This is a genomic window from Halorubellus amylolyticus (genome assembly GCF_034808145.1).
Classification (GTDB): Archaea; Halobacteriota; Halobacteria; order Halobacteriales; family Natrialbaceae; genus Halorubellus.
In genome coordinates this window covers 36,118-58,545 of the sequence record NZ_JAXHGM010000006.1, presented here as the reverse complement: position 1 = coordinate 58,545, position 22,428 = coordinate 36,118, and the positions used below count along the sequence as shown (strand labels likewise).

Here is a 22,428-nt window from a genome sequence, read left to right as displayed (position 1 = left end):
CCTCAGCCGAAGAGTCGGCTCAAGAACCCGGTCTCCGAATCGGAACTCTCCCCGTCGGTCAGCTCGTCGATATCCAGCCACTCCGCGAAATCATCGGGGTTCTTTACGATGATGTTGCGACCGCTCTTCTCGGGACGCATCTTCGTCGGTAGCGTCTTCCGATAGCTGTAGAGTTCGTGTGGTTCGAGGTCGAACTCTGCGATGAGGTGGTCTTCCCGGCGTTCGAACGAGACATCTCCCCGCTTGGAGGCCTGCCGCCACTTTCGCTTCCCGATGTTGTACTTGCGGTTCGCTGGTTCCACGGGGAAGTAGTCTGGTTCCTTCCGCCCGGCCCGGTCGTAGAAGTCTCGGAAGACGCGTCTAACGTCTTCGACCGTCCCACCAGCATCCATGTACATCTCTTCCTGGAGAATGCGACGAGAGACGTAGGAGAAGATCGGGTTCGGTTCGTCGAGAATCTCGTTGAGGTCTTCCTGTGCCTTGTAGAAGCCCTCATCCTCGGGGTTCGATGGGAAGGCGACGTCGAAGTGGAGCATCTTCGACCGGTTACGGAACCAATCATTCGGACGGGAGTCGTTGCTGGTGAAGATTATCGAGGGGTAGGATACCTCGTCGGCCGGGTTCCACGAGTCCTGCCAGAAGTTCCGAAGCGTGTCCACGCGTTCGATCTTCTGCTTCGAGATGTCTGAGACGACGTAGGGGAACACGGTATCGATATTGCGTAGCGAGCGAATCTGGTTCTTCCCTACGTTGTCGGCGTCAGCGCCCCCGCGGACGAAGTCGTCGGAGATGAGCCGAAGCAGGAACTCTGTGAACTTGTCCTTCCCCGCGTCGGACTCCCCGAAGACGTAGAGATACTGCAACGCGTTGTCCAGCGTGACGTCCCCATAGAACTGGCACGCGTACAGGTTCACGAAGGGCGCCCACAGCCCGTACAGAATCGCCTCGTACATGTGCGCCATCACTGCTTGCGGGTTGTTCGTCTCTCCCCACTTGTCGACCGTCTCGACGTATTCTTCGATGTTCGCAAGCGCAGCATCGAGCACTGCGGGGTCGGCCTCCTCCTCGGCGGTTAGAATCCGGTGGTGTTCTCCATGCTGGAGGTGGACGCGTCCGGCCTCGGTGTCGACCCACATCTTCGGCACATCGTACCGAGTTTCGAGGTAGTTCGTGTAGCCCTCGACGGGCGTCGTAATCGCATCTGCGCCGACGTCAGCGCCACGCCGCTTGAGATCGGTCTCCATCTGGTCAAGGTAACCGTCCGTCTCGAAGCCCTGTGTTGGAAGCGTGATCGAATATTCGGGGGTCTTCGCCGCTGTCACTCCCTCGGGAGTCTCGCCAGAAGATCCATCCTCCGCACTCACCGTCTCCTCTCTGTCAGTCTCCTCGGCTTCGACGTGTTCGACAGTAACGACCTCATCTGCTTCATCCACATCATCCGACACACCGACGACCTTGTCCACCTTGTCACCGAGGTCGTCTAACTCTTCGCCGATACTCGAGTGAATCTCTCCCTGTTCCGAGAGCTGCGTATCCCGGTTGTCGATCCAAAGCTCGATCCGTCGCTCCTTCTCCTCCTCGTCATCAAGTTGCTCCAGCTCTTCAGCGAGGTTCTCCATGAAGATCTCGTTCGCATAGCTGTCGCGGTGGTCTTCGATCCATTCGAGAAACCGTTCATCGAGCTGGCTCCCCACGCTCGTGTTGAACACAACGACGCTGTTGGTCTGGTTCTTCCAACTGTTGTACGAGAGGTTCGCACTCCCAGCAATCAGGACGACCTCCTCGTCTGGCTTGACGATGCGATAGAGCTTCGAGTGAACGACCTTCCGATTCTTCAGTCGGACGATCAAGCTATCTTCGCGATAGTGGCGCTCAAGTTGGCGGGCAATCGTGGCGTCATCAACGGAGGACTGGTACTCCTCGCGGTTGCCGACGAGCACGTCCATCGTCTCCAACTTCGCCTCTTCCTTCTCAAACAGATCGAGCAGTAACTCTGGTGACTCACAGTACGTCACCGCATCAACGTGAATCGCACCCTCGAAGAAATCAGTAAACGACTCCCAGCTTTTCACCGTTTGCCACTCCATCTCCGCCGCGTCCCCGAACCCGCCCAAATTAATCGTCGTCGCCCAATCCATGGTGTTCGTGGACTGGAGAGACGGCCCCATAAGAATTATCCATAATATGACCAGTACGATCGGTGGTGCCAGCAGTTTTATCCCCGCTGTGTGAGGTCAAGAGAACATGTCGCTTGACCTTTTGAATGACTCTGAATTCCTTTCGGGATTTCGCCAACGACGCCTCAGCTCGTATCGAAGCACCCCCGAGGATATCAACGCTCACTACAGTGACGAAGGGCAGATCCAGGCGGACTATCATCGACGGTTCGCGTTTGAACTGATTCAGAACGCTGACGATGCAATGTCGGAGACAGCCGGGGAGCGGAAAGTCCGGTTCGAACTGAACGGGAATACTCTACTCGTCGCAAACACTGGCAGGGCGATCGACGAAGAGGACGTCAAGGCCCTCTGCACCATGAGCTATACGACCAAGGATGCCAGCAGCGAGGACGACCAAGAGGCACCAATCGGCCACAAAGGCCGGGGGTTCAGTTCCGTCCTCGACCTGACCAACCGGCCACAGGTGTTCTCCACCGGAATCTCGTTCGAGTTCGACCGCGACGAATCCCGTGAGTCAATCTTCGAAGTCGTCGACGAGCACGACAACTGGTCACAAAACCAGATCGACGGGATTCCTTTGATGCGACTCCCTTACTCTCCCGACGAGACACCGTCGCGTGTCGAAGCATTACTCGAGCAGGGCTACAACACCGTCTTCCGGTTCGATTTGAAGAGTGCCGATATCCGGAAGGACGCCATCACCGCCATCTCGGAACTTGATGAGCACACTGCAGTCTTCCTACAGAACCTCGATAAGCTAGAAATCAGCCTCGATGGATCGACCAATGAGTGGAGAATCCAACGCGAATCCAAATCGCTCGGGAGCGACCAGACAACTCTTGAGTTTGTCACTGTCGAACACGAGACCGGAAATCAGGAGGCCACCAGTTCGACCTTCGCACTCTTCTCAAGGTCAGGAATCCCCATCGCCGAGCACACGGGTGGAATCGACGTTAACACGTGGGGAGAGGTCGACCATACACGAATCGGAGTCGCACTACGTGTTACGAATGAATCCGATGGTACCCATCTCAAGCGGTTGACTGAACGGCCATATCTCCACGTCTTCCTCCCAACCGAGGAGCAGTGTCCTATTCCGGTTCTCGCGAATGGTGCATTCTATACGAAGATATCCAGAACAAGTGTGGACGTGACCGCTGACGAGGAGAACTACAACGGGTTTCTTCTCCAACAAATCGCCGACTTGTTAGCAACAGATGCACTATCCTACGCCAAAGAAACGGCCACCAGCGCCGATGAGATCCTCGATTGGCTCGACTTTACTCATCTCCCCGAAGAGACCCGCAACGAGACGGGCTCACTTGAGGGACGACTCGTCGGCGCTCTTCAGAGTACGTTCTTAGACGTTCCATTCCTTCCACGGTTCTCGGCCGCCGATCGTCGCTCGTCCCCACTACCCCTTCGAGAGATAGTCGTGCCATACTATGCCGAGACGCGTCCGCAGATTGCTGCCTACGTTGCACGAATTCACGGGGAAGAACCGCTCCAACTCACCAATCTTGACTCGGAGGGCTACTTCCCCGATACCGACTTGCTTACTCCGACCCACGCACGGATTCTGGACTCGCTCGATACCTCAGTGTTATCCGCACCAGAAATTCCACCAGTGTTGGGATCCGTCGCCGACCACCGCTCACCGCTCAACAACCACCCAAACCGGGGAGACGAGTTGGCTATCGATCCCATTCTGCAAGTCCTGATCTGGGTTTACGAGACGATTAGCGATCAGGACGACGTTCTCAGTGAGTTCAAATCGGCGTGCCGGGAGGCACGCGTCTTCCCGGTTGGTCGACCCGATACCGACGGCGTCGTTAGGCATGTTGCACGAGACAGTGAGGACAGCCGAGAGTTGTTCTTCCCGCCGAAGAATGATATCCCCGATGTCGACCTCCCTGGAGTCGCCTTCCTGAGTCCGCCGCTCTACCGCCCGGAAGCCAGCGTAAACTCGCAAACCCAAAGCGAGCTGGTCTCGGAGCTAAAACCTGCATTGGAGTCGATATGGGATGTCACTAAGTTCGGATTCGAAGAGGTCGCTCAAGCCGCACTCTTCCCTGTCCTCCCAAGTCCTCGGCAACAGGATGCCGATGACACACCCCTCCGAAACCGTGGGATTCTGGAACTCGTGTGGCGACTCGCCGGCGAGTCGGTCAATGCTGACACTCCACTTCCACACATCGAGCGGACACAGACACTTCACAACCTCTGTCTTCTCCCAGTGCCGACGAAGACCGGTGACTGGCGGCCCGCGTGTCGTGTCTACTTTGGGTCGGAATGGCAGCCCGATGCGAGCACTGCCAAGCACGTGGAGCCACTGTTTGAAGCGGCCGAGATTGAGGAGGCTCACTACCTTGCGCCGCCCGACACATTCCCGGGAATTCAGGAAGTCGGAGATGACGAGGACACGGATATTGGAGAGGAGTCAGAGTTCGACGAATGGCGCAATTTCTTTCGGTGGCTAGGGGTTTCCCCACACGTCCGACTGAAGCCGCTGTTCGACCCGCAAACCCGGCGAGATCTGCGTTCTATGATTGGCATTGAACGCCCGGATGCTCGCTCCGCACTGGATGCGCTTGATGACGACCTCTGGAGAGGATACAGGCAACATCTCATCGAGGAATTGGAGCAGACGGGTGGGCAGCGCGGGGAATACGATTCGATTTACCAGATGCAGAGTCTCGAATTCCTTGGACAGTTTATCGAGGCTGCTGAGGCGGGTACATCGAGTTCAGATAGCGAGGCAAATTCCGATATCGGTGAACAGCTTCTCGATCATATCTCGGCATGGTGGCAAGAGAGCTTTCAAGATTACCAGAGTCCAGTGCTTGCCACGCACGATGTCCGGTCGTTTGGCCGGCGTAATCAGAACTGCCCCTCGGAGTCCGAAAAGCGCCGTGTCGGCTTGAACTTGTGGCTCTGGCAATTAAAGAATGCCCGCTGGTGTCCGACCGAGCACGGAATAAGGAGGCCTGATGAAACTTGGATGCCCACGGAGAGTGTTCGCAAGAGGTTCCAACTGAACGGCAGTTCGCTGCTCCCCGTTCTCTCGCTCGAAGTCGCAGAGCAACGCAAACACGCAGCCGGATTCCTTGATGCGGTCGGGGTTCGCCGGGAACTCTCTCAATCGACTTTCCGTCCCCGTGACGCACGTATTGTGGTGGGGACGCTATCGAACACCTTCACCGACGACGATGGCAAATTGAGATCGGCCTCGGAGGTCGGAGGCTCACTCCGCCAAATCAAGTCAGCCTACCGTTACACGAGTGAACTATTACCACCCCTCACTGACCAGACCCGCGAAGTAAAGCAGACCGAATGGCAAGAGAGTCAAGCCGAATTGGCAGATCTTGACGTACTCTGTCGATACACCGACGGTAGCTTCGAATTCATTCGAGCGCAAGATGCGTACTTCGTCAATGCACCCGACGTTCTTGAGCAGGTTCCGGTACCAAACCTACCTGTCTTCGTGCTACAGGAGACGGACGCTGTTGGATTTGGGGTTCATTTCGATATGCGCGATTTAGAACGAAGCGTGGAGGCCGACCCCGTCTTCTACGATGAGCGGCTTGAGGTGAGAGACCACCTTCTCGCAGAACTGGAACGGGCTGCCCCGTACATCCTCTGCCGGCTCGAAGCGGAACGACAATCACAGGAACTGATCACCCGCGACCTGAACGGATTGCGAGCCTTCTGCGAGGAGTTGGAGGTTGTCGATTCAATCGAGGTGGATTACGAATTCCCGGATGAGGACGTGCCGCCCGTTACCTCGGAACCCGCGTTCTATCTCGACCGTCGCGACCGTGGGCAGGGGGAGCCGGCGAAACCAGTGGTCAGGGCCTCTGAAAACGAGGACGAACAGTATCGATACTTGGCGCGTGCCATCTGCGGCGCATTAGATGTCACCCAGTTCGAGGGAGTGGTAACGATGCTCACTGCAGCAGATAATCGCCAGCGACGAGAGTATCTAAGACTGGCTGGGGCTCCTTCCTCGCGTGATGAGATTGAGAGCAAGAGACAGGCGCTGTACGAAGACAACGAATCCGGAAATCACCGGCCAAAGCCTAACCCTTTGCCGGATGAGCCAGATGACGAACGGGAGAATAGTGAAGACGTAGCTAGAAAGCCGCTCGAAAACCGGACTCCACAGCGTCAAGAGCGCCCAGTCTACGAACCGGCCGAGTTAGCAATCTCTGGAGACAAAGAGACGATTATCGTCGAACCGTCCGACGAAAATGGTGAAGATGATGCTGATGACAATGGGGGAACTTCAGGTGGCGGAGGCGACCCTGATATGAAATATCGCACTGTCGTCGACCAACTCGGGATGCAGATTACCCTGGAGTACGAGCGGGCACGACTCCGGGAAGAGTTCGATTTCGAGACGCGTGACGAGGCTCCCGATGCATACGTGTTCGAAGTCCACACCGACGACTCAATTGGAAAGGCCCGCGAAGATTCAATCGCATCCCCTGTAATAGAGGAGTTGGTTGAGGGGGTTGGATTGCCACTCCCTTATCCCGGATTTGATATCCTCACCGTGAATCCCGATACTGAAGAGGCAGATCGTCTAATCGAGCTGAAGTCCTCCGGGCATGACACACGAACTCCCGGAATCTCGTGGAACGAGTGGAAGACCGCACGAACTGAAGAGGTTAGCGACCACTTCTACCTCTATATTGTTGGGAACCTGCGGAAGGACATTCACTCCGATCCATACGTACGGACTATTCGCAATCCGTTCGAATTGCTCCGCCCCGAAACCGAGGAACGGTCAGAAACGAAGCGAGAGGTGAAGGTCGATATCAGAAACTTCCGAAAGCGCGGTGAGATTCAGGAGACGTCCCTCACAGATGTGAGCGATTCAGGGTAGGAGATTTTCGAAAAGGAATCGAACTTTCCTGAGACGGCCTCGAATTTAGCATGTAGGTTTTGACATCGACATCTGCAGACCGACAGACAATCACCTGTGGACATCTGGAACCTCACCACCAGATTACTCAGCTGAAGAAGGCTCACCACGGTTTCGATCTAAGACGGGCGTAAGCCGTTCGTGGAAATCGACCATGCGATTGACTGCCCACGTTTTCAGTTCCTCGTCTTCTAGAGCATCATCCAGTTGACCAACTCCCTGGCTGATGTAGAACCGAGTGTACCCGCTACTGCCGTAATCCTCGGAATGGATTTCTTCAGGAATGTTCAGCGAGCCCTCCTCGACCGTCGATAGCACTCTTTCCAGTAGCTCCTTATTCCGCCCGGCATCATCGTATCGTCGTCAAGTTCGACGAGGACGAGATTGGCGTCGAATAGCCTCGGAGTCCACTTTCTCGACTAGCAGCACGCGTGCCGGCATTCAAGTTGAAAGTCGTAATAAGACTTTGATGCGGCGAGCCCCTCTGGGAAGGGACTCATCAGACCGGCTCACGGTTGGGAGGGTCACACGCCCGCATTGGGAACGGGCACCCCACCACCCCACTCATCAGACTTCTACGGTGAAAATCAGTCCTCGGCGAGCGGCCCGTCTCCAGCATCTACTTCCGCATCGTAGTCTGCATTCATCCCAGTCGAGAACCCAAGCAGCAACGCCAACGCGACAGCGACGTACGATTCCCCATTGTACGCCGGCGTCTAACATCGATTATCGACATCGTCGCAGTATGCGAGACCCTGAGTTCGAGACGAGCGAGGACGGCAAGGACGCGTTGGTGGAAGATTACGGAATCGGTCGGGGAGTCGTGTACGAGCTATTTCAGGAGGTTGACGAGGCCGCCGTCGCGCTCGTCGAAGAGTACAATTTCGAGGACGAGGTTGATCTTGAAGTCGTGCAGGAGTACCTGAAGATCGCGTTCTGCGAGGACATCGCGTGGATGAGCGATGCCGGCGTGTGGGACGGAGAGAAAGACATTCGAAGGATCGTCGACGAGATGGACGAGTACGCGGGCGCGAATACACGGATGATGGTTGGCCGTGTCGCCAGCCGCAGCAGAGACATGATGCGGTTGAGTGGCGAGATTATGAAGGACGCCTACTCGCGAGAGTAGTCACATTATCAATCTCGTCTTCGCCGGCGGCAAGGTACTCCCCAACTGAGTCCATCACGAGAGCGTGAGGAATCCTCCCCTACCAGTGACCCAACCCAGAATTATAAATTATCCGATTGGTTCTTATAGAACCAGAGCCAAAATCTAGGTATTCTGGGCTCTCCAGTAGAGGTCGAACCGGCATCAGATGACAGACAGTGTGACCGCATCGTCGGATGGGACACCGGTGACGAGGTGGCCACATTCGAGGCGTGGACGGTCGTCGACGAGGATGATGCGCTCGTCCTGGAACGTAAAGCACCAGAGAAGGTTCGCGACGCGCTGCTCGACGAAGAGTGGACGATTTACTGGCCGGACGAAGTTAACCGCGCCAACGTGCGAGATCCCGTCGAGGTCGCTCTCGACGCACCGCGAAAGGCGTTCTACACTGACGAACCGCCAGAGTACAGGTACTCATCAGTCGGCCGTCGAGAGGCTGTACGCCTCCTCTCTCGACGTGGTGTCGACACCGACGACATCGAAGTCTCGGACGCCTGGCGGTATCCGGAGCGCGACGAGGCCATCGTCGTGTACGACGCGGTGGACGGCGACGGTAGAGCGCACACGCGGCTCTGGCAGGCGACCGACCTCTCGGACGCCGAGGAGGCCATCCTCGCCAGCGAGTATGTTCCCAGCGACGAGGACGGCGAGGACGAGCTGACCCGCGAGGAGGTCGCCCAGATCGTCGAGGCGAATTCGGCACTGTATCCGCGCGAGGCCGACATCGCCGCCTGCTGGGTCGACGGCATTGACGACTATCAGCGCATTAACCGCCTGCTGGGCGACGACGTGACCTACCAGTCGGTCTGGCAGTCAGTGAACAACTACACTGCAAAGGCGCAGGCGGTGGCATGGGAGGTCTACCATGTCTGGCCTCACCTCCCCCAGGAGCAAGTCTCGGACGAGATGGCCGAAATCGTGGAGGCTGTCGAGGCCGAGTCCCCCAAGGATCCCGCGTTCCGCGCGGAAGGAACCGGGCGTGGTGGGAGTCAGAAGTAGCTCGTCGAATGCACAGTCATCTTTTTTGTCCACACCAGTCCACATCTGCGTAGATTCGCTGCCCCGTTCGTCTCTCTATACAGAGAATCCAGTTGACTTGACGAGACTAACGCTCTCCGTAAGAGGCCGGATTATCCGTTGAGGGTTGGTTCTCAACCGCAAGGAGAAGCGAGAACCGACGCATCTGCGGCTCAATACCTCGTGGAAAATCGACCACAAAGCACCCACCGGGATGGCGCGAATACATGGCGAAACCAGGGATCAGATTGGAATGTAATCTCCTTCCAGTTCGATTCACCGACGGGTTATTTATTCATCCAGAGTGATGCGTCGCTATGGGTCTTTTTGATAAAATAAAGAACTCTTCTTTGCATCTCCAGTCCTGCCCAGAATGCGGAAAAGACGAGCTCAGTGGGGGAATCACGAGTTCAGAAGTTGTCTGCCAAGCATGCGGCCACGAGACCACCTTCTCGGAGGCCCGGCGTTTCTCCACTATCGGCGGGAAGGAGTACGATGAGGAGTATATCGCGGCTCTATCCGAGTCGGCTGAAGGTGAGACAGTCAATGAGGAGGTGCTCCGGGCGACTGGTTCCTCAGGACGTTGCTTGCTTGATTACCTCGATGAACACGAACAGCCACATCATATTCTTCAGGGGCAAACAATCGACGTCGAAGGTGGTGGAGATAGCTCGTCTCTGCTCGGAAACGACCGGAGTAGAAAGTTCTCTTTCGGAGTCAATCGGTGTTTCACCGTAGTTACGAACCAACGTGTCTTCCTGGTCGTCCAACAGGGGAACGGCTCCGATGAACGCCACATTCCCTACGACTCGATTACGGGAATTGATCTCGACATTGGGGCAGGCGGTGCCACAAGCCGACTATCGATACAGACGCATGGACGAACGTACCACGCCTCTGGAACCTTATCAAACGAACAAGAATGCCGCAATGCCGTGGAGTATATTCGACATCAACGTCGAGAAGTGAATACAAAAGGGGTGGAGAGCGGGGCTAAGGAGGAGCCCCTTGAGCAATTACAGAGTTTGAAAGAACTACGAGATGAAGGGGTACTTTCTGAAGACGAATTCGCGGAGAAGAAAGCGGAATTACTCGAGAGAATCTAAGGCATCTGGATTCGGTGAGGTACTTATATGCCAGTTGTGGCTGCGATAGCAGGGAGTAAGGTTCGTAGGTTGTCGTCCCACGAAGCATTGCTAAATGGGTTCGATCGCTCTTATCAGTGACTTCCGAGACGTCATAGAACAGTACAGAATGTTGTTGTACCCTCCAAGTTCTCGGTATCCAATATAGCGGACATCATCTCTCTCAGAAATCCTATCCACATAAGAAACGTCTCTGTGCTCTCTGTTATTTTTGATGAGCAGCACGCGTGCCACCCCTCGAGATTGATATGTTCGACCGAGTTCTCAGAACCCTCCTTCGCGTGCGTCAATCTCTGCAACCACATCAAGCAGCATCGCACGGTCGTCCTCGGCCATCCGGTGGGCGTCTCCGGCAACTTCGTCGGTATAGCGACGGATAATCTCGTTGGCAAGGGACTCGATATCGTCAATCTCCTCTCGAGGATCGATGTGGGTGGGCGGTTCGTCAGTGTGTGTGATGCGACTGTGGACTTCGACGGCGACGGCGGCGGGGCCGACGTCGTGGTCGGTGTCGTCGCTGGTGGCCTCATTGAGGAGACTATCACGGATGGTGGCGAGGATTTCATCAGCGACGTCACTGGTGCTGTCTTCGGCTCGGAGCGTAATCTTGGTGAACTGCGGGTTTGCTTTGGTCATGGATGTATCTATGGGGTTGAATTTCTCGATTGCTTCGCGATCTGTTCGTCGGTAGTTCGACCGTTTTGGTGTGGTCTATCTCATCTTCGCGGCGCCATCATATCACCGCAGTTATGTAATCGGCCGATTGCTAATTAATAGTTCTCCTTTTTGAGAAGCAACATAATTGTAGACATATACTTTGAGGCGATAGAGGCGTTACACTGCGCTGGCAGCGTTACTCACCCCAATACCGATTTAAGTGCGCACGAGCAAGTCAGTCAACTCTCGTGAGATCTGGGGTGGGCCATACCACGCGTCACTCGGTCAAGACAGTTCTCGACTGGCCGGCGTTTATTCGGCACGACTCACTACTATCAAGTACGTGTTGGGTCAGAACCGGATGGTTCTCGCCCGAGAGTCCTTCTCAAGGGCGAGAAGTGGCGTTCTTTATCACAACCAGATAGGTGGGCAGCCGAGCAGCCCAACACCCCCTCATAACACCACAAAATATGACAGAGTCTGACACAGTTCTCTACGACACCACACTCTACGCACGAGTATCGACACCCAGCCAGAACATCGCCCAGCAGAAAGAGAAACTCTGGAAGGTCGCCACCGAAGAACACGACATCGATCCTTCCTCCATCGACGTCCTCGAAGACGAGGCCACCGGTGGTAACACAGACCGCGCCGGCTACCAAGAGATGATGCGACGCGTCCGGGAGGGCGAGACCAATCACGTCTTCATCCGCTCCATCACCCGCCTCGGCCGCAACATGCGTGACCTCAACGAGGCCGTCCACGAGATCGTCGAAGACCACGGCGTCGGTCTCACCGTCATCAACGACGGTATCAACATCTCACCGGGAACCGAGGAACTGGATCTCGAGCAAAAGGCCATCCTCTACGGCCTCTCTTTCGCTTCCGATATTGAACACGAGATGATCAAGCAACGAACCCTCGACGGCCTCCGAGCAGCCGAAGAGGCCGGTAAGAGGATCGGTCGTCCCATCTACGGCTTCACCAGCGAGGACGGTAACCTGCGGCCCGACGACGAGGAGTACGAGAAGGCCGTCCAAGCGATCATCGCCAAGGAAGAACTCGGCTGGTCAGATCGACGCATCCAGCGACAGATCGGCGTGCCTCGCCGAACGGTTCCGAGCGTTGTCGAACGTCGTGACATCTACCTCGGCGAGAAGTTGGACGAGGACATGGCCGACCAGGCCGTCGACGGGCTCGCCGAGAGAACGAGAGATGACCTCGAAGCACTCGAAGAACAAGAATTCGGCAAGTAGCGCAACCGCTTGCACACCGGCTAGAACTGCTTCTTGCACTAACGGGGCGGTCGCAAACTCCCGACTACTGGAACAACATCGACAGTCGGACGTCCGCAGTCTCACCTTCGCGGACGAGACCGAAAGAACGCCAAAGAGAACGGACACCTTAAGTGTAACCTGACACCGAGAGTGTCCCCGAACGCGGGAATCCCAGACACCCTCCTACTCGCCCAGAACGAATGTCACACCTGATGCCTTACGCGGTGTGCTGTCATCATCAACGCGAACCAACCTCGGCGAGCAGTCGAACTACCCCGGTACCACTACCACCAGAACCACCGTGAACAACTAAATGGTACGAACAATCACACTGCTCTATGAATCGAACCGAGGGTGGTGAGTGACCGTGCCAGTCGCCCCACTCGGCGTCGCCAGCGGAATCGTCATTGGTGCTGCTGGCGGCATCCTCGTCCAACGCTACCGCTACCAGCTCGAGCGAAAACAGTCTGCCAAAGACTGGTTCGCCGACGCACTCGGCCTAATCGCCCGTGTGGAACATCTTGGACGCAGAGTCACCGAATTCCAACCCGAGACCAACACAGAAAAACTCCGTTCAGAACTCGATCCTCTATCAGAGGAGATTAAGGAGCACGCCGCCGGCGCCCCAGGCGGTGTTCCGCGTGAAGCAAGAGAGCGGATGGATGATCTCGGCGACATCGCCAACGGTCTCGTCATCATCGTCGAACAAGGTGACGAAGAATCTCCAACAGAACTACTCAACATCCTCCAAAAGTCCGCTAAAGAACGAGGGGAGACGAATCCCTCCATCGAACAAGTCAACCAACTTATCGAAGGGGTAGATATTGAAGCCATCCAGGAAGAACTCCCCAACGAGGAAGTCGAATTCAAGGAGGAACAAGTGGACGCCGTACTCGGCCAACTAAGCGACGAAACCCGAGAAACGGGCGAAATACAGTCCGTCGAGGACGCCCTAGACTTCGACTTCGACGCTGTGAACGAGGCAGCAGAGGGACACGATGTCGTCGATGAAGCGATGGACGACACGATGCGTGAGTACGTACGCGCCTTTATGCTGGATGTCACGGGAGCAATCTACGACGAGATGGAAGCACGTCGAGACCACGTGTAGTACTGATTCGGTGGTCACCAGCCCTCTGACGGCGAACCGGCAGCCAGCCCGACTCGCCAGGCTGGAAAACGTCAATCGCGAAAACATTCTTAAGTAACCCAGGATGTCGCTAAGACTGGATGTCAACACACGACTGCAACGCAGAGATCGTCGAGACGCTCCGGACAACCGCCAGCAAAGAAGACGTCGAAGTGAAACTCCACCTTGAAAACGGGTACACGATTACAGGCAACTGCGAAGACGTCCGACACTACCGGACTTTGAAAAAAGAATCAGATGAAGAACACCCGTCGTATGGCAGTGCGTCGTTCGATGTGAAGGTTGACGCCAGCGAAATCCCCACAGAACACGGACTCAACCTGACTGGCCACTACACCATCATCGACGCAGAGGAGAACCGCACAACAGGAAAATGGCGTGACCCCGAGGCGGACTGGTACGTCGAAGATCAATATCTCGACGACAGCGATGAAGACATCTACGGATGTAGTGCCGTCATCGGAATCGAGGTTCTGGACTCGGACTAAGGACACCCCCGAGTTCCGATGAAAAGTCGCAATGAGACTTCTCCCGAACACGGATAGTTCAGTGAAACAACGGCTCAGTCGCCGAACTCCAACTCGTCGACGAGCGAGTCCTCGCCATTATTCACCGTTCGCTTCAGACCCTCGATGTCGTCGTTGAGCTCTTCGAGATCGCGGTCGAATTCGTCCTCCAGCTCCTCAACTTCGTCCTCCAACCCCACAATCCGTTGCTTCACCGCCCCATACGTGTCCCGCATCTTCCCCATCTGCTTCTCCAACCTCTCCAACCGCTCGTCCATAGGCGCGTTACTCGGATCGAACTCAACCTCCTCGGCGAGTTCCTCGCCCGCATCGGTCGCGTACGCAACACGCGGGTCAATCTGGTTACCCTGGCCGCGCGCAGACTCCTGACGACTGGCAATCAAACCACGCTCCTCCAACTTGTTGAACCGGTAGGTCACGTGGTGATTCTCCGTCGCCCAACCAACCACCCTCACCACCTCACCCGTCGTCACGCCACGGTCGCCGTGATTCGCCACCTCTCGAAGTACCTCGACATCCTCACGCTCCAAATCGAGTTCGTCCAGATTCATACCTAGTTGGTGATAGGTCGTACTCGGACAAAAAGTATCGCTAATAATTAACGGGAGGAAAATCCTCCAGGGACTCCTCACGGCTGAATCTTCAGGTGAATCCTCGGGGCGCTCTCGGAAGACAACCGCGCCGACAGTACAACACACCCCCAACCAGAACGGTTGACCATCGAACCTCCGAGGGTGCGAGCATCGCGAGGCCAACCCTGGCGAGGAGGGAGGGGAGCACAGTGCGACCGAGCAGGGACTACTCAGAGGCAAGGGCCGAGTCCCACACCCCGGGCCGAAGAGAGAACAACGTCGAGAAAGAGGGAACATCGAACATCGTCGCCGAACAGGGACTCCCCCGTGTCGAGAAGGAGTTACACATTGATCGCGTGCGCGCCGCGACACCCACGCGTGAGAGACAGTCAGCAGCCACGTAGGACAGCCAGACTGGCCCCAGACCATCGACGCCGAGGGAGGACACCCAGTCTATCGACGCGACAGGGAACTCCCCTCAACCATCGCTGACAGCCAGCTCGCAGACACTCTTTGCGAGCGTGGGGCCGCCAAGTTCATCGGAACCGAGGGGTGGGAAGAGAGCGCAGAACCACGCCGAGAACCACGGAGAACCGCGTGTCCTCACGTGAACATCGACACCATCGTGGCTCGCTCGTAGAGACTCACGAGATGGACGTCTTCGTCGTCTTGGCGGCGCTAAACGATTTACCGCCGAAGTCGTTTTTCATTTGAGAGACCTCGCTCGAAGAGGAAGACGAGGACGGGGGAGCCACGTCTCAATCATGAACCGTCGGTAGAGACGCTCTCCTGGCAGAGGGTGTGTCAGGTTCACGAACGTCGCTGCCTCCACCCCTCACCACCCCTCTACCTAACTAACCTAATCACTTAATTGCATTAAATAAGATAATGTATGTATATGGTTAGATGAACATATCTATGCCAACCGTCAATCGGACGGATCTTTTTTACCCTTTCGACGGTTACGTTGGAACGATGACAGAACAGATTGTGATCACGCTCGACGAGACGGCGACGATTACGAAGGAGGAATGGAAAGATTTCGTCCGCGCAAAGCGAGGGAAGTGGCGCGGCGTCGCGAGCGAGGAGGCCGAAGCGGCACTACTGCAATATATGGATGGTTCAGGCTCTGACGCGGCCAACGAGGACACGGAGAAGAAACGTCTCGAGCAGGAGAATGAGCGACTCCACGCCGAGAACGAGCGGCTCACGAACGAGATCCAACGTCTCCGTTCTTCCTCGTCTCCCTCTTCGAGCGCGGACTCTCAAATGAAAAACGACTCCGAGAATCCAACTAAGATAACAGACAATGAGGGCGACTTCTGGGACGACTACGATGCCGACGAGTTCGACGGCGAGGTTCCGAGCGAGGAGATCAAGCAGATGGCCGACCGATTTGACCCGGTTGGTTCTCCCGACGAGTTCGCCGGTGAACAAGTCGTGGCTGTCGATCCTGACCACATCCCCGAGACAGTCCCACAGAAACCGGGTGCGGCGAGAACGGCACTAATCGCGGGCGTCCTTCGTCAGAAGGGAGATATCGTTCGCCTGGGCGATATGGTGGCAATCGCGAAGCAAGTGACGGGGAACGATACAACATCCTACGTGCGTCAGGGTCTGGTTCTCGGGAACCGTGAAGATGCGCCTGAGCCATCGGTTGTGGATTGGTTGGCTGCAGAGCATCCTGAGCGTGATGGAAGCTATCTGACCGCTGTGGATGCGTGGAATCGGTATATGGAGGAGTCTGAGATGGAAGCGCAAAGAGATCGTGAGCGGTTAATCACGAAGATCGTGGGGGTTGCGTTCGCAGCGCCGCAGCATCTGGATGAGGGGCTTGCTGGACGCCCTCACGTCGGTGAGAAATATCGCGACACGTGGCAGGAGATGCGGGATTATCTGTCGCAAGACGGGGAAATGTCTGGGGTGACGTGCGATGTGATAGAGTCGGCGTTACTGGAGGTGTGTGGTAACCAACATAAGTCCGGTAGGATGGGTGGGAATGGTGTTCTCGACGAGGAATGGGTAGACACAGCTGAGGAGATGGTGGCCTGGTATCAGAGCGAGAAAGATGCAGACTTCGACGAAGAACTCGAGGGGATCGTCATCGAGGACATCGGAAGGTACGAGCCTGATGGGCGTGTTGCGTGGAATGAAATGGAGTCCGTGGACGATCGCGAGGAATCCGCTGACTTGGTTGTAGCGGAGTTTGAGTAAGTGGGTGTTATTGTAGGCTGTATTCGCTGGACGACGGGCCGGTGGTGCGAGTTGTTTATATGTGTTGAAAGACAATCATAAAGTAAGTCTGATGTCGAGTCCAAATTCGCTTGTCTGCGCCCTGTGTGGGGCTGACGTCGCTCCACTCGGCGAGGATGTGGAGGGGGAGGTGGGGTGTTCGTGTCGTGTGCGACTCAAGGACGAGAACGTTCCAAGTGCGTGGCACCGTCGCTACGAGTCCCAATCTGTTCGCGTTCGGGAGTGACCCTACTTTCTGCCATGACCATTAAGAACTCGTTGTATCATGACTGCGGTATAGTTGATCTTCCGCGTCGTCGTAGAGTTGCAGATTCTCTCCCGCGTGTGGTTCAGTCTCGGTGGGTTCCAAGCGCCGAAACCCCGGTGCTTTCCCGTGCTTCATCGTCGACACTTGCATCTCGGTACACGTGACTCAACTCTCCATCGTCACCCACGACGATGGCTGCTTGCTGGTTTCCATCGTGTAGCGTCGCACAGATCTGGTTATTGTCGGAGACGGTCACGTGTAGGCGGGCCTCGCTACGCAACTCCGCTGCAAAATGGTCGGTGTTCCCGTGCCGTTCAACGTGCTTCACATCGACATCTGAGAGCGAGTCCGGGTTCATTTGGGTCATACGGTGTACTGGCAGAGTTGTTCAGAGTATCTGATAAATGCCGGCCTGCGTGCAGCGTAGCAGGCGCTGTTGAGAACTCGATCAAAAGTCGAACGCGTCATCCTGTTCTGCGAGGACGAGTTCGGCCTGAAACTGCTGCCAGAGTGATTCTTGTGGCCAGTCCTCTGACCACTCTATTTCCCAGTCTCCGGTCGGCGTTACGTGGATGAGAGCTGCCCCTTCGATCTCAGAAAAGGCTTGCTGTTGGGCCACAGCCTGCATTCGATGGGCCATCCGTATCCTTCCAGTTTTCAGATCGACGGCTCGAATCTTGTCACGAAGATTGGCAACGAGATCAATCTGTCCGCCGTAGCCGAGCGGAGGCCAGCCGCTATCCTCGAGCAGGTGGACGAACATCAATTCCCCACGCCATACCTCCTCGTACTCAAGTCTCACGTCCGGTCGGATGGTGGTTCGCCATAGATGTGCGATTTCCTCGGCATCCTTCTTGGCAACATCAAGGAGGGGATGTTGTGCCGGATAGCGATTGTACTCCCAGTTGTCCGCAGCCAGTCCAACGTCATTATACCCGCTCAGCGTGTCGAACAGTTCCTGTTTCGAAAGCTTCCGCACGCGTTCGTCCGAGGGCTCAATCAATTCCTCCCGCGCATCGACTCTGCCATCCGGCGTGGTGACATCCATCTGGTTCGTGATTTCGTGGTGGCCGAGGATGCCGAGTTGTTGTTTGTACCAGGTTTTCACCCACCACTTCGACGTGTGTCGTTGCCGCGTTCGCCGTTGATTTTGACTCTCGTGTAGTGGCGATTCCTCGGGATAGTCCCCAAAATTGATTCGCTCTATGATGGTCGTCGCACTTGGATGACGCCGTTCCTCATCGTCCTCGTAATACCCCTCTTCATGGTCGTTGGTTCCTCGATCCGCCCGCTGGCGACGAAACTGGGACTTGAGTCGGTTACGCTTGGGAATCTTATCAGGTGAGTCCATTGGCTGCGATATCGTCGATGTCCATCCTTTTGAAGGCTGCCCGGCTGGGATGGAACTGGGAACTCAAAGCCGTCCTCTTGCTAACCTTCGAGGGAGTCATAGAATCCGTCTTATACCCATCAGCAGCTATAGATTATAGGGGTAGATGCGAGGCGTCTATCCATTAGATTAGAGATTGAGGCCTACGGGAATGGCAATCAGCATAAATGTAATTGAATTAGCGTTCTGGAGGTAAGGGAATAGACGTTCTGTTCCCCTCCTCGATTACAAATTCATATCGCTCTTTACCTTCTGTCCAACCGGAGGTGCGCCCCTCGGCGTAAGAATACTGAGAATGGACAATTTTCCCTAAGCGGGCATTTGGCGGTAGTTCTTCAACCATTGCTACAAAGTAGGTTCTAGCCCTGGCTTCTATTTCTACACTGAAATGCGTCCAGCGTGAACCTAGTTTCTCACTGTCGATGGTCGTCTCTTCTCGTTCGTATGTGAATCCTTGCTTATCAATATAGGTCGTCTTGTCCCGGTGCCATTTCTGAACATCATCTGTATTGTTCTCAATGTCAAATAGAACAACGGTTCGGCGGGTGTTCTTCCCTAAATCATCCGGCAATCTTGCAATTTCCGCTGCGTCCGTATCGGGGAGTATTGCTTTTAACCGGACGGTGAAGATATCTCCTTCTACTGTAGGTTGACTATCAGCATCGCCAATAACAGAAATCGTATTGGCTGGATCCGACGAAAACACGGAGTCAAACCAGCTGGGCGGAGTTTGAGTGTTGGTCTCTCCGCTTCCTGACTTTATTGTATCATATGCCTCCTTGATTTCCGTGAATTCTCCAGGATCACCGCCTTGGTCTGGGTGCTTTTCTTTGGCAAGTGCCCTATATGCTGCATCTACAACTGTTTCCGGTGCATCCTTTGACACACCCAGAATTCGATGCGGTTCACTCATGTTCGTTGATAATAACCACCTATTACGAATATTTATTGGGTAGCCAGGTCGAGAGGAGACAAACCTGTCGAAGGGTTACGTATAAAATCTCCACGGAAGTACTGTTGGTTACGAACACTCACAGAAGAGGCGGTTCGTGCCAGGACTCCCGAGATCAACTACCTTGAGATCTATTCTATGACATCCCAAACAATCATCAACCCCCGCCCTGCCAGGATTTTGACACGGTGAAGTCCACGCGTTCGTCTTGGACACTTATGCTCCGATGATTCTAGGTCAGGCTATCAGCTTCGATTTCTGTGTGCCCCACGGTGATTCCACTCGCGTCTTCTGGCAGCAGGGCAGCGATGACGTACGTCACGTCGACCTCCTCGCGAACATACTGCAGCAGCCTGCTGATTCGACCTGAGTCGAACTGCTCGATCGAGTCGAGCAACATGAACGGCACTTCGTCAGCGACCTCGTGTGCGATGTATCCCGCGAGCGCGACCACGAGGCCAATCAGCGATCTTTCGGACTCAGAGAGCGTTGCCAAGTCACGCTCCTCGATCACCACGCCATCCTCGCGGCGTCGTGCCACCACGAGCTCGAACTCTGAGAACGAAGCCGGTGCCTCCGATGGCTTCCGGTCGAGTCGAATCCCTTCGATTCGGTCGTACTGGAGACGTTCGACCAGCGCACTCATGTGGTTCGAGGCTTCCTCTTGCACGCGCTTCTCGAGTGAGCTGATGCGACCACGCCGTTCCTCGATCGCCTCCTCCAGTTCGGCCTTCTCCTCACGCAGTGCGTCTTCCTCGTCAACGGTTGACTCATGCTCCACGATTTGGGATTCGAGTCGGTCGAGGTTCGCTTCCGCATCCGCGCGCTCTCCCTGCAAGTCCGCGATTTCGTCGTATAGCGTCTCGAGTTCCCGATTGCGGTGCTCTCTCATCTCTTCGACCCGATCGTACAGATCGTCGATTTCCTCCTGCTTGGCTTCGAGGTCGTGTTTGAGTTCGCTGATCCGCTCGTCGGTCTCGTCGATGCGGTGTTCGAGACGTTGAATGTCGTTTTCGAGACCTTGTTTCTCTCGCTGCAGTTGCTCCAGTTGCTGGCGCCTCGAGCGGAGTTTCGACTGTTGCTCTTCGATCTCGTCGGCTTTCTCGTGGTGTTCCGTCGCGCTCGACCGAATGACGTCGATACGATCGTGAACCGTCTCGCGCTCGACGGTGTTTCCACAGGTAGGGCATGCGATGGTCTGCGCTCCTGGATCGAGAGCCCCAGTCACGTCCTCATCGAGTATGAGTGCATCAGGGAGAGAAAATGTCTCTTCGGTCGTCGTCAGTGACCGGCTCGCCTCGGCCAAACTGTCGAGCAGGGAAGCAACGTGCGCCACCCTATCACGTCTCTCCTCGAGCGTTTGGATCGTCTCCTCGTCTGGTGCAGACGTTTCCTCGATTCTCTGTTCGACCTCCGTCAGCTCGTCGCGCTTGTCACCGAGCCGTTGCTGGCTTTCTTCGAGGGAACGTTCCTTGCGCTCGATGGTCGCCTCGATGCTACGGGATTCCTCTTGAGCGGTTTCCAACTCGTCGAGTTGCGCTTCAGCCGCTTCCGCCTCTCCGCGATCGATGTCCAGCTCGGTGATTTGCTCCCGTTTGGCCGCAATTTCACTCTCGAGTTCTTCGATAGTGCGTTTCTCTTCTCGCCGGCGTTCTTCGAGACCGGGAAGTTCCGCCTTTTTCGACTCGATCTTCTCGAGTTGGTTCTCGATCATGCGTCTACGCTGTTGTCGTTCCTCGATCTCGGCCTGAATAGCGTCCAAGTCGATTGGCGCCATCAAGAGATCCGGCAACTTGCGGTCGACCGACGCCGAATCCCCGCTCTCGATCAGTCGGCGAATCTCGTTTCGCTCCAGCAACGACGCGTACAGATTGACGATGGTGGAGTTGGTCGTGTACGGACTCCCGCCCCGTGTGATGGAACCCTCCCACTGAGCGAGTGTTCGACGGCACGTTTCATCGTTCACCGTCAATTCGGCGTGAGCCTGTTCGTCCCCAGCGCCCCGTCTGACCGAGCCCATAGTCCCACCGAGAGTCTCGTTCAGAGCCTGGAGGAGCGAAGTGCGATTGGTCGCGTTTGCTCCAGCGAGCGTCGTCAACCCTGGTGTCATCTCGATTGCGGCTTGCTGGATCCCGCCGATGTCGCTCACCGTGAGGGACGCGTGATTGCTATCTGCTGGTCTCTCCGTGGTCATTGCGGGCCCGCCGTTGCTCGTTCACAAACATAAGTGCTCACCCGCCTCCGCTGCAGAATTACAATCGACGACACTGTCTAAATGCGAAGGAACTGTTCCATGCGTTCTGGCTGGAGAATCAATCCAAAATCTAGCTTTGACTGACTACAGTTCTTCCTTCTCTTGACCGGGCACTGCTCCTTCCACACATGGGCAAACTCCAGTCCCATGAAGGAACTCGAGCAGGTCGTGACGACGGTTGCAATTCCCACATCGAACGTGGATGTCGATGCTGACACGTGGATCTTCTATGTGGATGCCCTCGTGCGCTTCCAAGCGATCCAATATCTTGCTGGCGACCGTCTTGACTCGAGCGGCGAGTTTCGATAACCGCGTTCGCTCGCTGTCGACATCGGGTTCGTACTCGCGGCTCGTCGAAATGCGGAGACACTCGTTCAGATGCTTCTTGATCGTGCGGTAACTGACGAAGTCTTCAGTCACTTGCTCGATGTCGAGACCCTCCTGTTGGAGTTCGGACTCGGCCTCTCGGCGAGCGGACTCTGTCACTTCCTCGTCGGTCAACAACCGGTAGTAGTTTTCAGCCTCGCCGTCCAGAACGGCCATCCCCGCATTCTCCATCGACCGTTGGAGAATCAACTGGTTCAGGAACGCTTCCAGACTTCGAAGGCTCGCATCTTCGTTTTCACGACGGTGTCTGATGCGGGCCTCCAGATTGGAAAGGTCGTACGCGTCACGGATTCGATCGACCTTGCACTGGGTAGACATTGTCGGG

General features: G+C 55.8%; 16 protein-coding genes. 8 read left to right on the top strand and 8 right to left on the bottom strand.

Annotated features, from left to right (window positions below):
* Window positions 1-2: 2 nt before the first annotated feature.
* The gene (locus SM754_RS14215) at window positions 3-2,138 is read right to left on the bottom strand and encodes an Aq_aa27 family P-loop NTPase (protein ID WP_323676905.1); all 2,136 of its coding nucleotides are present in this window, start codon (window positions 2,136-2,138) and stop codon (window positions 3-5) included.
* Between the two features lie 106 nt (window positions 2,139-2,244).
* Between SM754_RS14215 and SM754_RS14210 the strand changes: the two genes are divergently transcribed.
* The 4 genes from SM754_RS14210 to SM754_RS14195 all read left to right on the top strand — a co-directional run bounded on the left by SM754_RS14210 (window position 2,245) and on the right by SM754_RS14195 (window position 10,398).
* On the top strand, window positions 2,245-7,068 hold the full coding sequence (locus tag SM754_RS14210) for a sacsin N-terminal ATP-binding-like domain-containing protein (protein WP_323676904.1): 4,824 nt from the start codon (window positions 2,245-2,247) through the stop codon (window positions 7,066-7,068).
* A 784-nt stretch (window positions 7,069-7,852) separates the two neighbouring features.
* Complete coding sequence (locus SM754_RS14205) at window positions 7,853-8,236, top strand: hypothetical protein (protein ID WP_323676903.1); 384 nt, start codon at window positions 7,853-7,855, stop codon at window positions 8,234-8,236.
* Between the two features lie 234 nt (window positions 8,237-8,470).
* Window positions 8,471-9,274 (top strand): hypothetical protein, encoded by an 804-nt coding sequence (locus SM754_RS14200; protein WP_323676902.1) that lies wholly within the window; start codon window positions 8,471-8,473, stop codon window positions 9,272-9,274.
* A gap of 335 nt (window positions 9,275-9,609) precedes the next feature.
* On the top strand, window positions 9,610-10,398 hold the full coding sequence (locus SM754_RS14195; protein WP_323676901.1) for a PH domain-containing protein: 789 nt from the start codon (window positions 9,610-9,612) through the stop codon (window positions 10,396-10,398).
* Window positions 10,399-10,701: 303 nt separating this feature from the next.
* On the opposite strand, the gene SM754_RS14190 is transcribed toward SM754_RS14195, so the two are convergent.
* Complete coding sequence (locus tag SM754_RS14190) at window positions 10,702-11,073, bottom strand: hypothetical protein (RefSeq protein ID WP_323676900.1); 372 nt, start codon at window positions 11,071-11,073, stop codon at window positions 10,702-10,704.
* A gap of 491 nt (window positions 11,074-11,564) precedes the next feature.
* On the opposite strand from SM754_RS14190, the gene SM754_RS14185 reads away from it, so the two are divergent.
* The 3 genes from SM754_RS14185 (at window position 11,565) to SM754_RS14175 (ending at window position 14,009) form a co-directional block, all read left to right on the top strand.
* Window positions 11,565-12,350 (top strand): recombinase family protein, encoded by a 786-nt coding sequence (locus SM754_RS14185; protein WP_323676899.1) that lies wholly within the window; start codon window positions 11,565-11,567, stop codon window positions 12,348-12,350.
* A 382-nt stretch (window positions 12,351-12,732) separates the two neighbouring features.
* Complete coding sequence (locus SM754_RS14180; protein ID WP_323676898.1) at window positions 12,733-13,482, top strand: hypothetical protein; 750 nt, start codon at window positions 12,733-12,735, stop codon at window positions 13,480-13,482.
* A 119-nt stretch (window positions 13,483-13,601) separates the two neighbouring features.
* Window positions 13,602-14,009, top strand: coding sequence for a hypothetical protein (locus SM754_RS14175; RefSeq protein WP_323676897.1), 408 nt, complete (start codon window positions 13,602-13,604; stop codon window positions 14,007-14,009).
* Window positions 14,010-14,083: 74 nt separating this feature from the next.
* Here the strand turns inward: SM754_RS14175 and SM754_RS14170 are convergent, their stop codons facing one another.
* Window positions 14,084-14,599 carry a hypothetical protein gene (locus SM754_RS14170; protein WP_323676896.1) on the bottom strand — a complete coding sequence of 172 codons (516 nt, stop codon included), beginning with the start codon at window positions 14,597-14,599 and terminating at the stop codon, window positions 14,084-14,086.
* A gap of 996 nt (window positions 14,600-15,595) precedes the next feature.
* Between SM754_RS14170 and SM754_RS14165 the strand changes: the two genes are divergently transcribed.
* Window positions 15,596-16,834, top strand: coding sequence for a hypothetical protein (locus SM754_RS14165; RefSeq protein WP_323676895.1), 1,239 nt, complete (start codon window positions 15,596-15,598; stop codon window positions 16,832-16,834).
* Between the two features lie 368 nt (window positions 16,835-17,202).
* Here SM754_RS14165 and SM754_RS14160 read toward each other — a convergent pair whose 3' ends face one another.
* The 5 genes from SM754_RS14160 to rdfA all read right to left on the bottom strand — a co-directional run bounded on the left by SM754_RS14160 (window position 17,203) and on the right by rdfA (window position 22,421).
* Window positions 17,203-17,478 carry a hypothetical protein gene (locus tag SM754_RS14160; protein ID WP_323676894.1) on the bottom strand — a complete coding sequence of 92 codons (276 nt, stop codon included), beginning with the start codon at window positions 17,476-17,478 and terminating at the stop codon, window positions 17,203-17,205.
* A 90-nt stretch (window positions 17,479-17,568) separates the two neighbouring features.
* Window positions 17,569-18,471 carry a hypothetical protein gene (locus SM754_RS14155; RefSeq protein ID WP_323676893.1) on the bottom strand — a complete coding sequence of 301 codons (903 nt, stop codon included), beginning with the start codon at window positions 18,469-18,471 and terminating at the stop codon, window positions 17,569-17,571.
* Between the two features lie 217 nt (window positions 18,472-18,688).
* A complete protein-coding gene (locus tag SM754_RS14150) occupies window positions 18,689-19,423 on the bottom strand; it encodes a DnaJ domain-containing protein (RefSeq protein ID WP_323676892.1) in 735 nt (244 codons plus the stop codon).
* A gap of 271 nt (window positions 19,424-19,694) precedes the next feature.
* Window positions 19,695-21,656, bottom strand: coding sequence for an archaea-specific SMC-related protein (locus tag SM754_RS14145; RefSeq protein ID WP_323676891.1), 1,962 nt, complete (start codon window positions 21,654-21,656; stop codon window positions 19,695-19,697).
* 144 nt (window positions 21,657-21,800) lie between these two features.
* The gene (gene rdfA, locus SM754_RS14140) at window positions 21,801-22,421 is read right to left on the bottom strand and encodes a rod-determining factor RdfA (RefSeq protein ID WP_323676890.1); all 621 of its coding nucleotides are present in this window, start codon (window positions 22,419-22,421) and stop codon (window positions 21,801-21,803) included.
* Window positions 22,422-22,428: the final 7 nt, after the last annotated feature.

Coding starts and splice junctions, on each gene's coding strand:
- SM754_RS14215 (WP_323676905.1), bottom strand. CDS start 2,138: ATGGATTGGGCGACGACGATTAATTTGGGCGGGTTCGGGGACGCGGCG.
- SM754_RS14210 (WP_323676904.1), top strand. CDS start 2,245: ATGTCGCTTGACCTTTTGAATGACTCTGAATTCCTTTCGGGATTTCGC.
- SM754_RS14205 (WP_323676903.1), top strand. CDS start 7,853: ATGCGAGACCCTGAGTTCGAGACGAGCGAGGACGGCAAGGACGCGTTG.
- SM754_RS14195 (WP_323676901.1), top strand. CDS start 9,610: ATGGGTCTTTTTGATAAAATAAAGAACTCTTCTTTGCATCTCCAGTCC.
- SM754_RS14190 (WP_323676900.1), bottom strand. CDS start 11,073: ATGACCAAAGCAAACCCGCAGTTCACCAAGATTACGCTCCGAGCCGAA.
- SM754_RS14185 (WP_323676899.1), top strand. CDS start 11,565: ATGACAGAGTCTGACACAGTTCTCTACGACACCACACTCTACGCACGA.
- SM754_RS14175 (WP_323676897.1), top strand. CDS start 13,602: ATGTCAACACACGACTGCAACGCAGAGATCGTCGAGACGCTCCGGACA.
- SM754_RS14170 (WP_323676896.1), bottom strand. CDS start 14,599: ATGAATCTGGACGAACTCGATTTGGAGCGTGAGGATGTCGAGGTACTT.
- SM754_RS14165 (WP_323676895.1), top strand. CDS start 15,596: ATGACAGAACAGATTGTGATCACGCTCGACGAGACGGCGACGATTACG.
- SM754_RS14160 (WP_323676894.1), bottom strand. CDS start 17,478: ATGAACCCGGACTCGCTCTCAGATGTCGATGTGAAGCACGTTGAACGG.
- SM754_RS14155 (WP_323676893.1), bottom strand. CDS start 18,471: ATGGACTCACCTGATAAGATTCCCAAGCGTAACCGACTCAAGTCCCAG.
- SM754_RS14150 (WP_323676892.1), bottom strand. CDS start 19,423: ATGAGTGAACCGCATCGAATTCTGGGTGTGTCAAAGGATGCACCGGAA.
- SM754_RS14145 (WP_323676891.1), bottom strand. CDS start 21,656: ATGACCACGGAGAGACCAGCAGATAGCAATCACGCGTCCCTCACGGTG.
- rdfA (WP_323676890.1), bottom strand. CDS start 22,421: ATGTCTACCCAGTGCAAGGTCGATCGAATCCGTGACGCGTACGACCTT.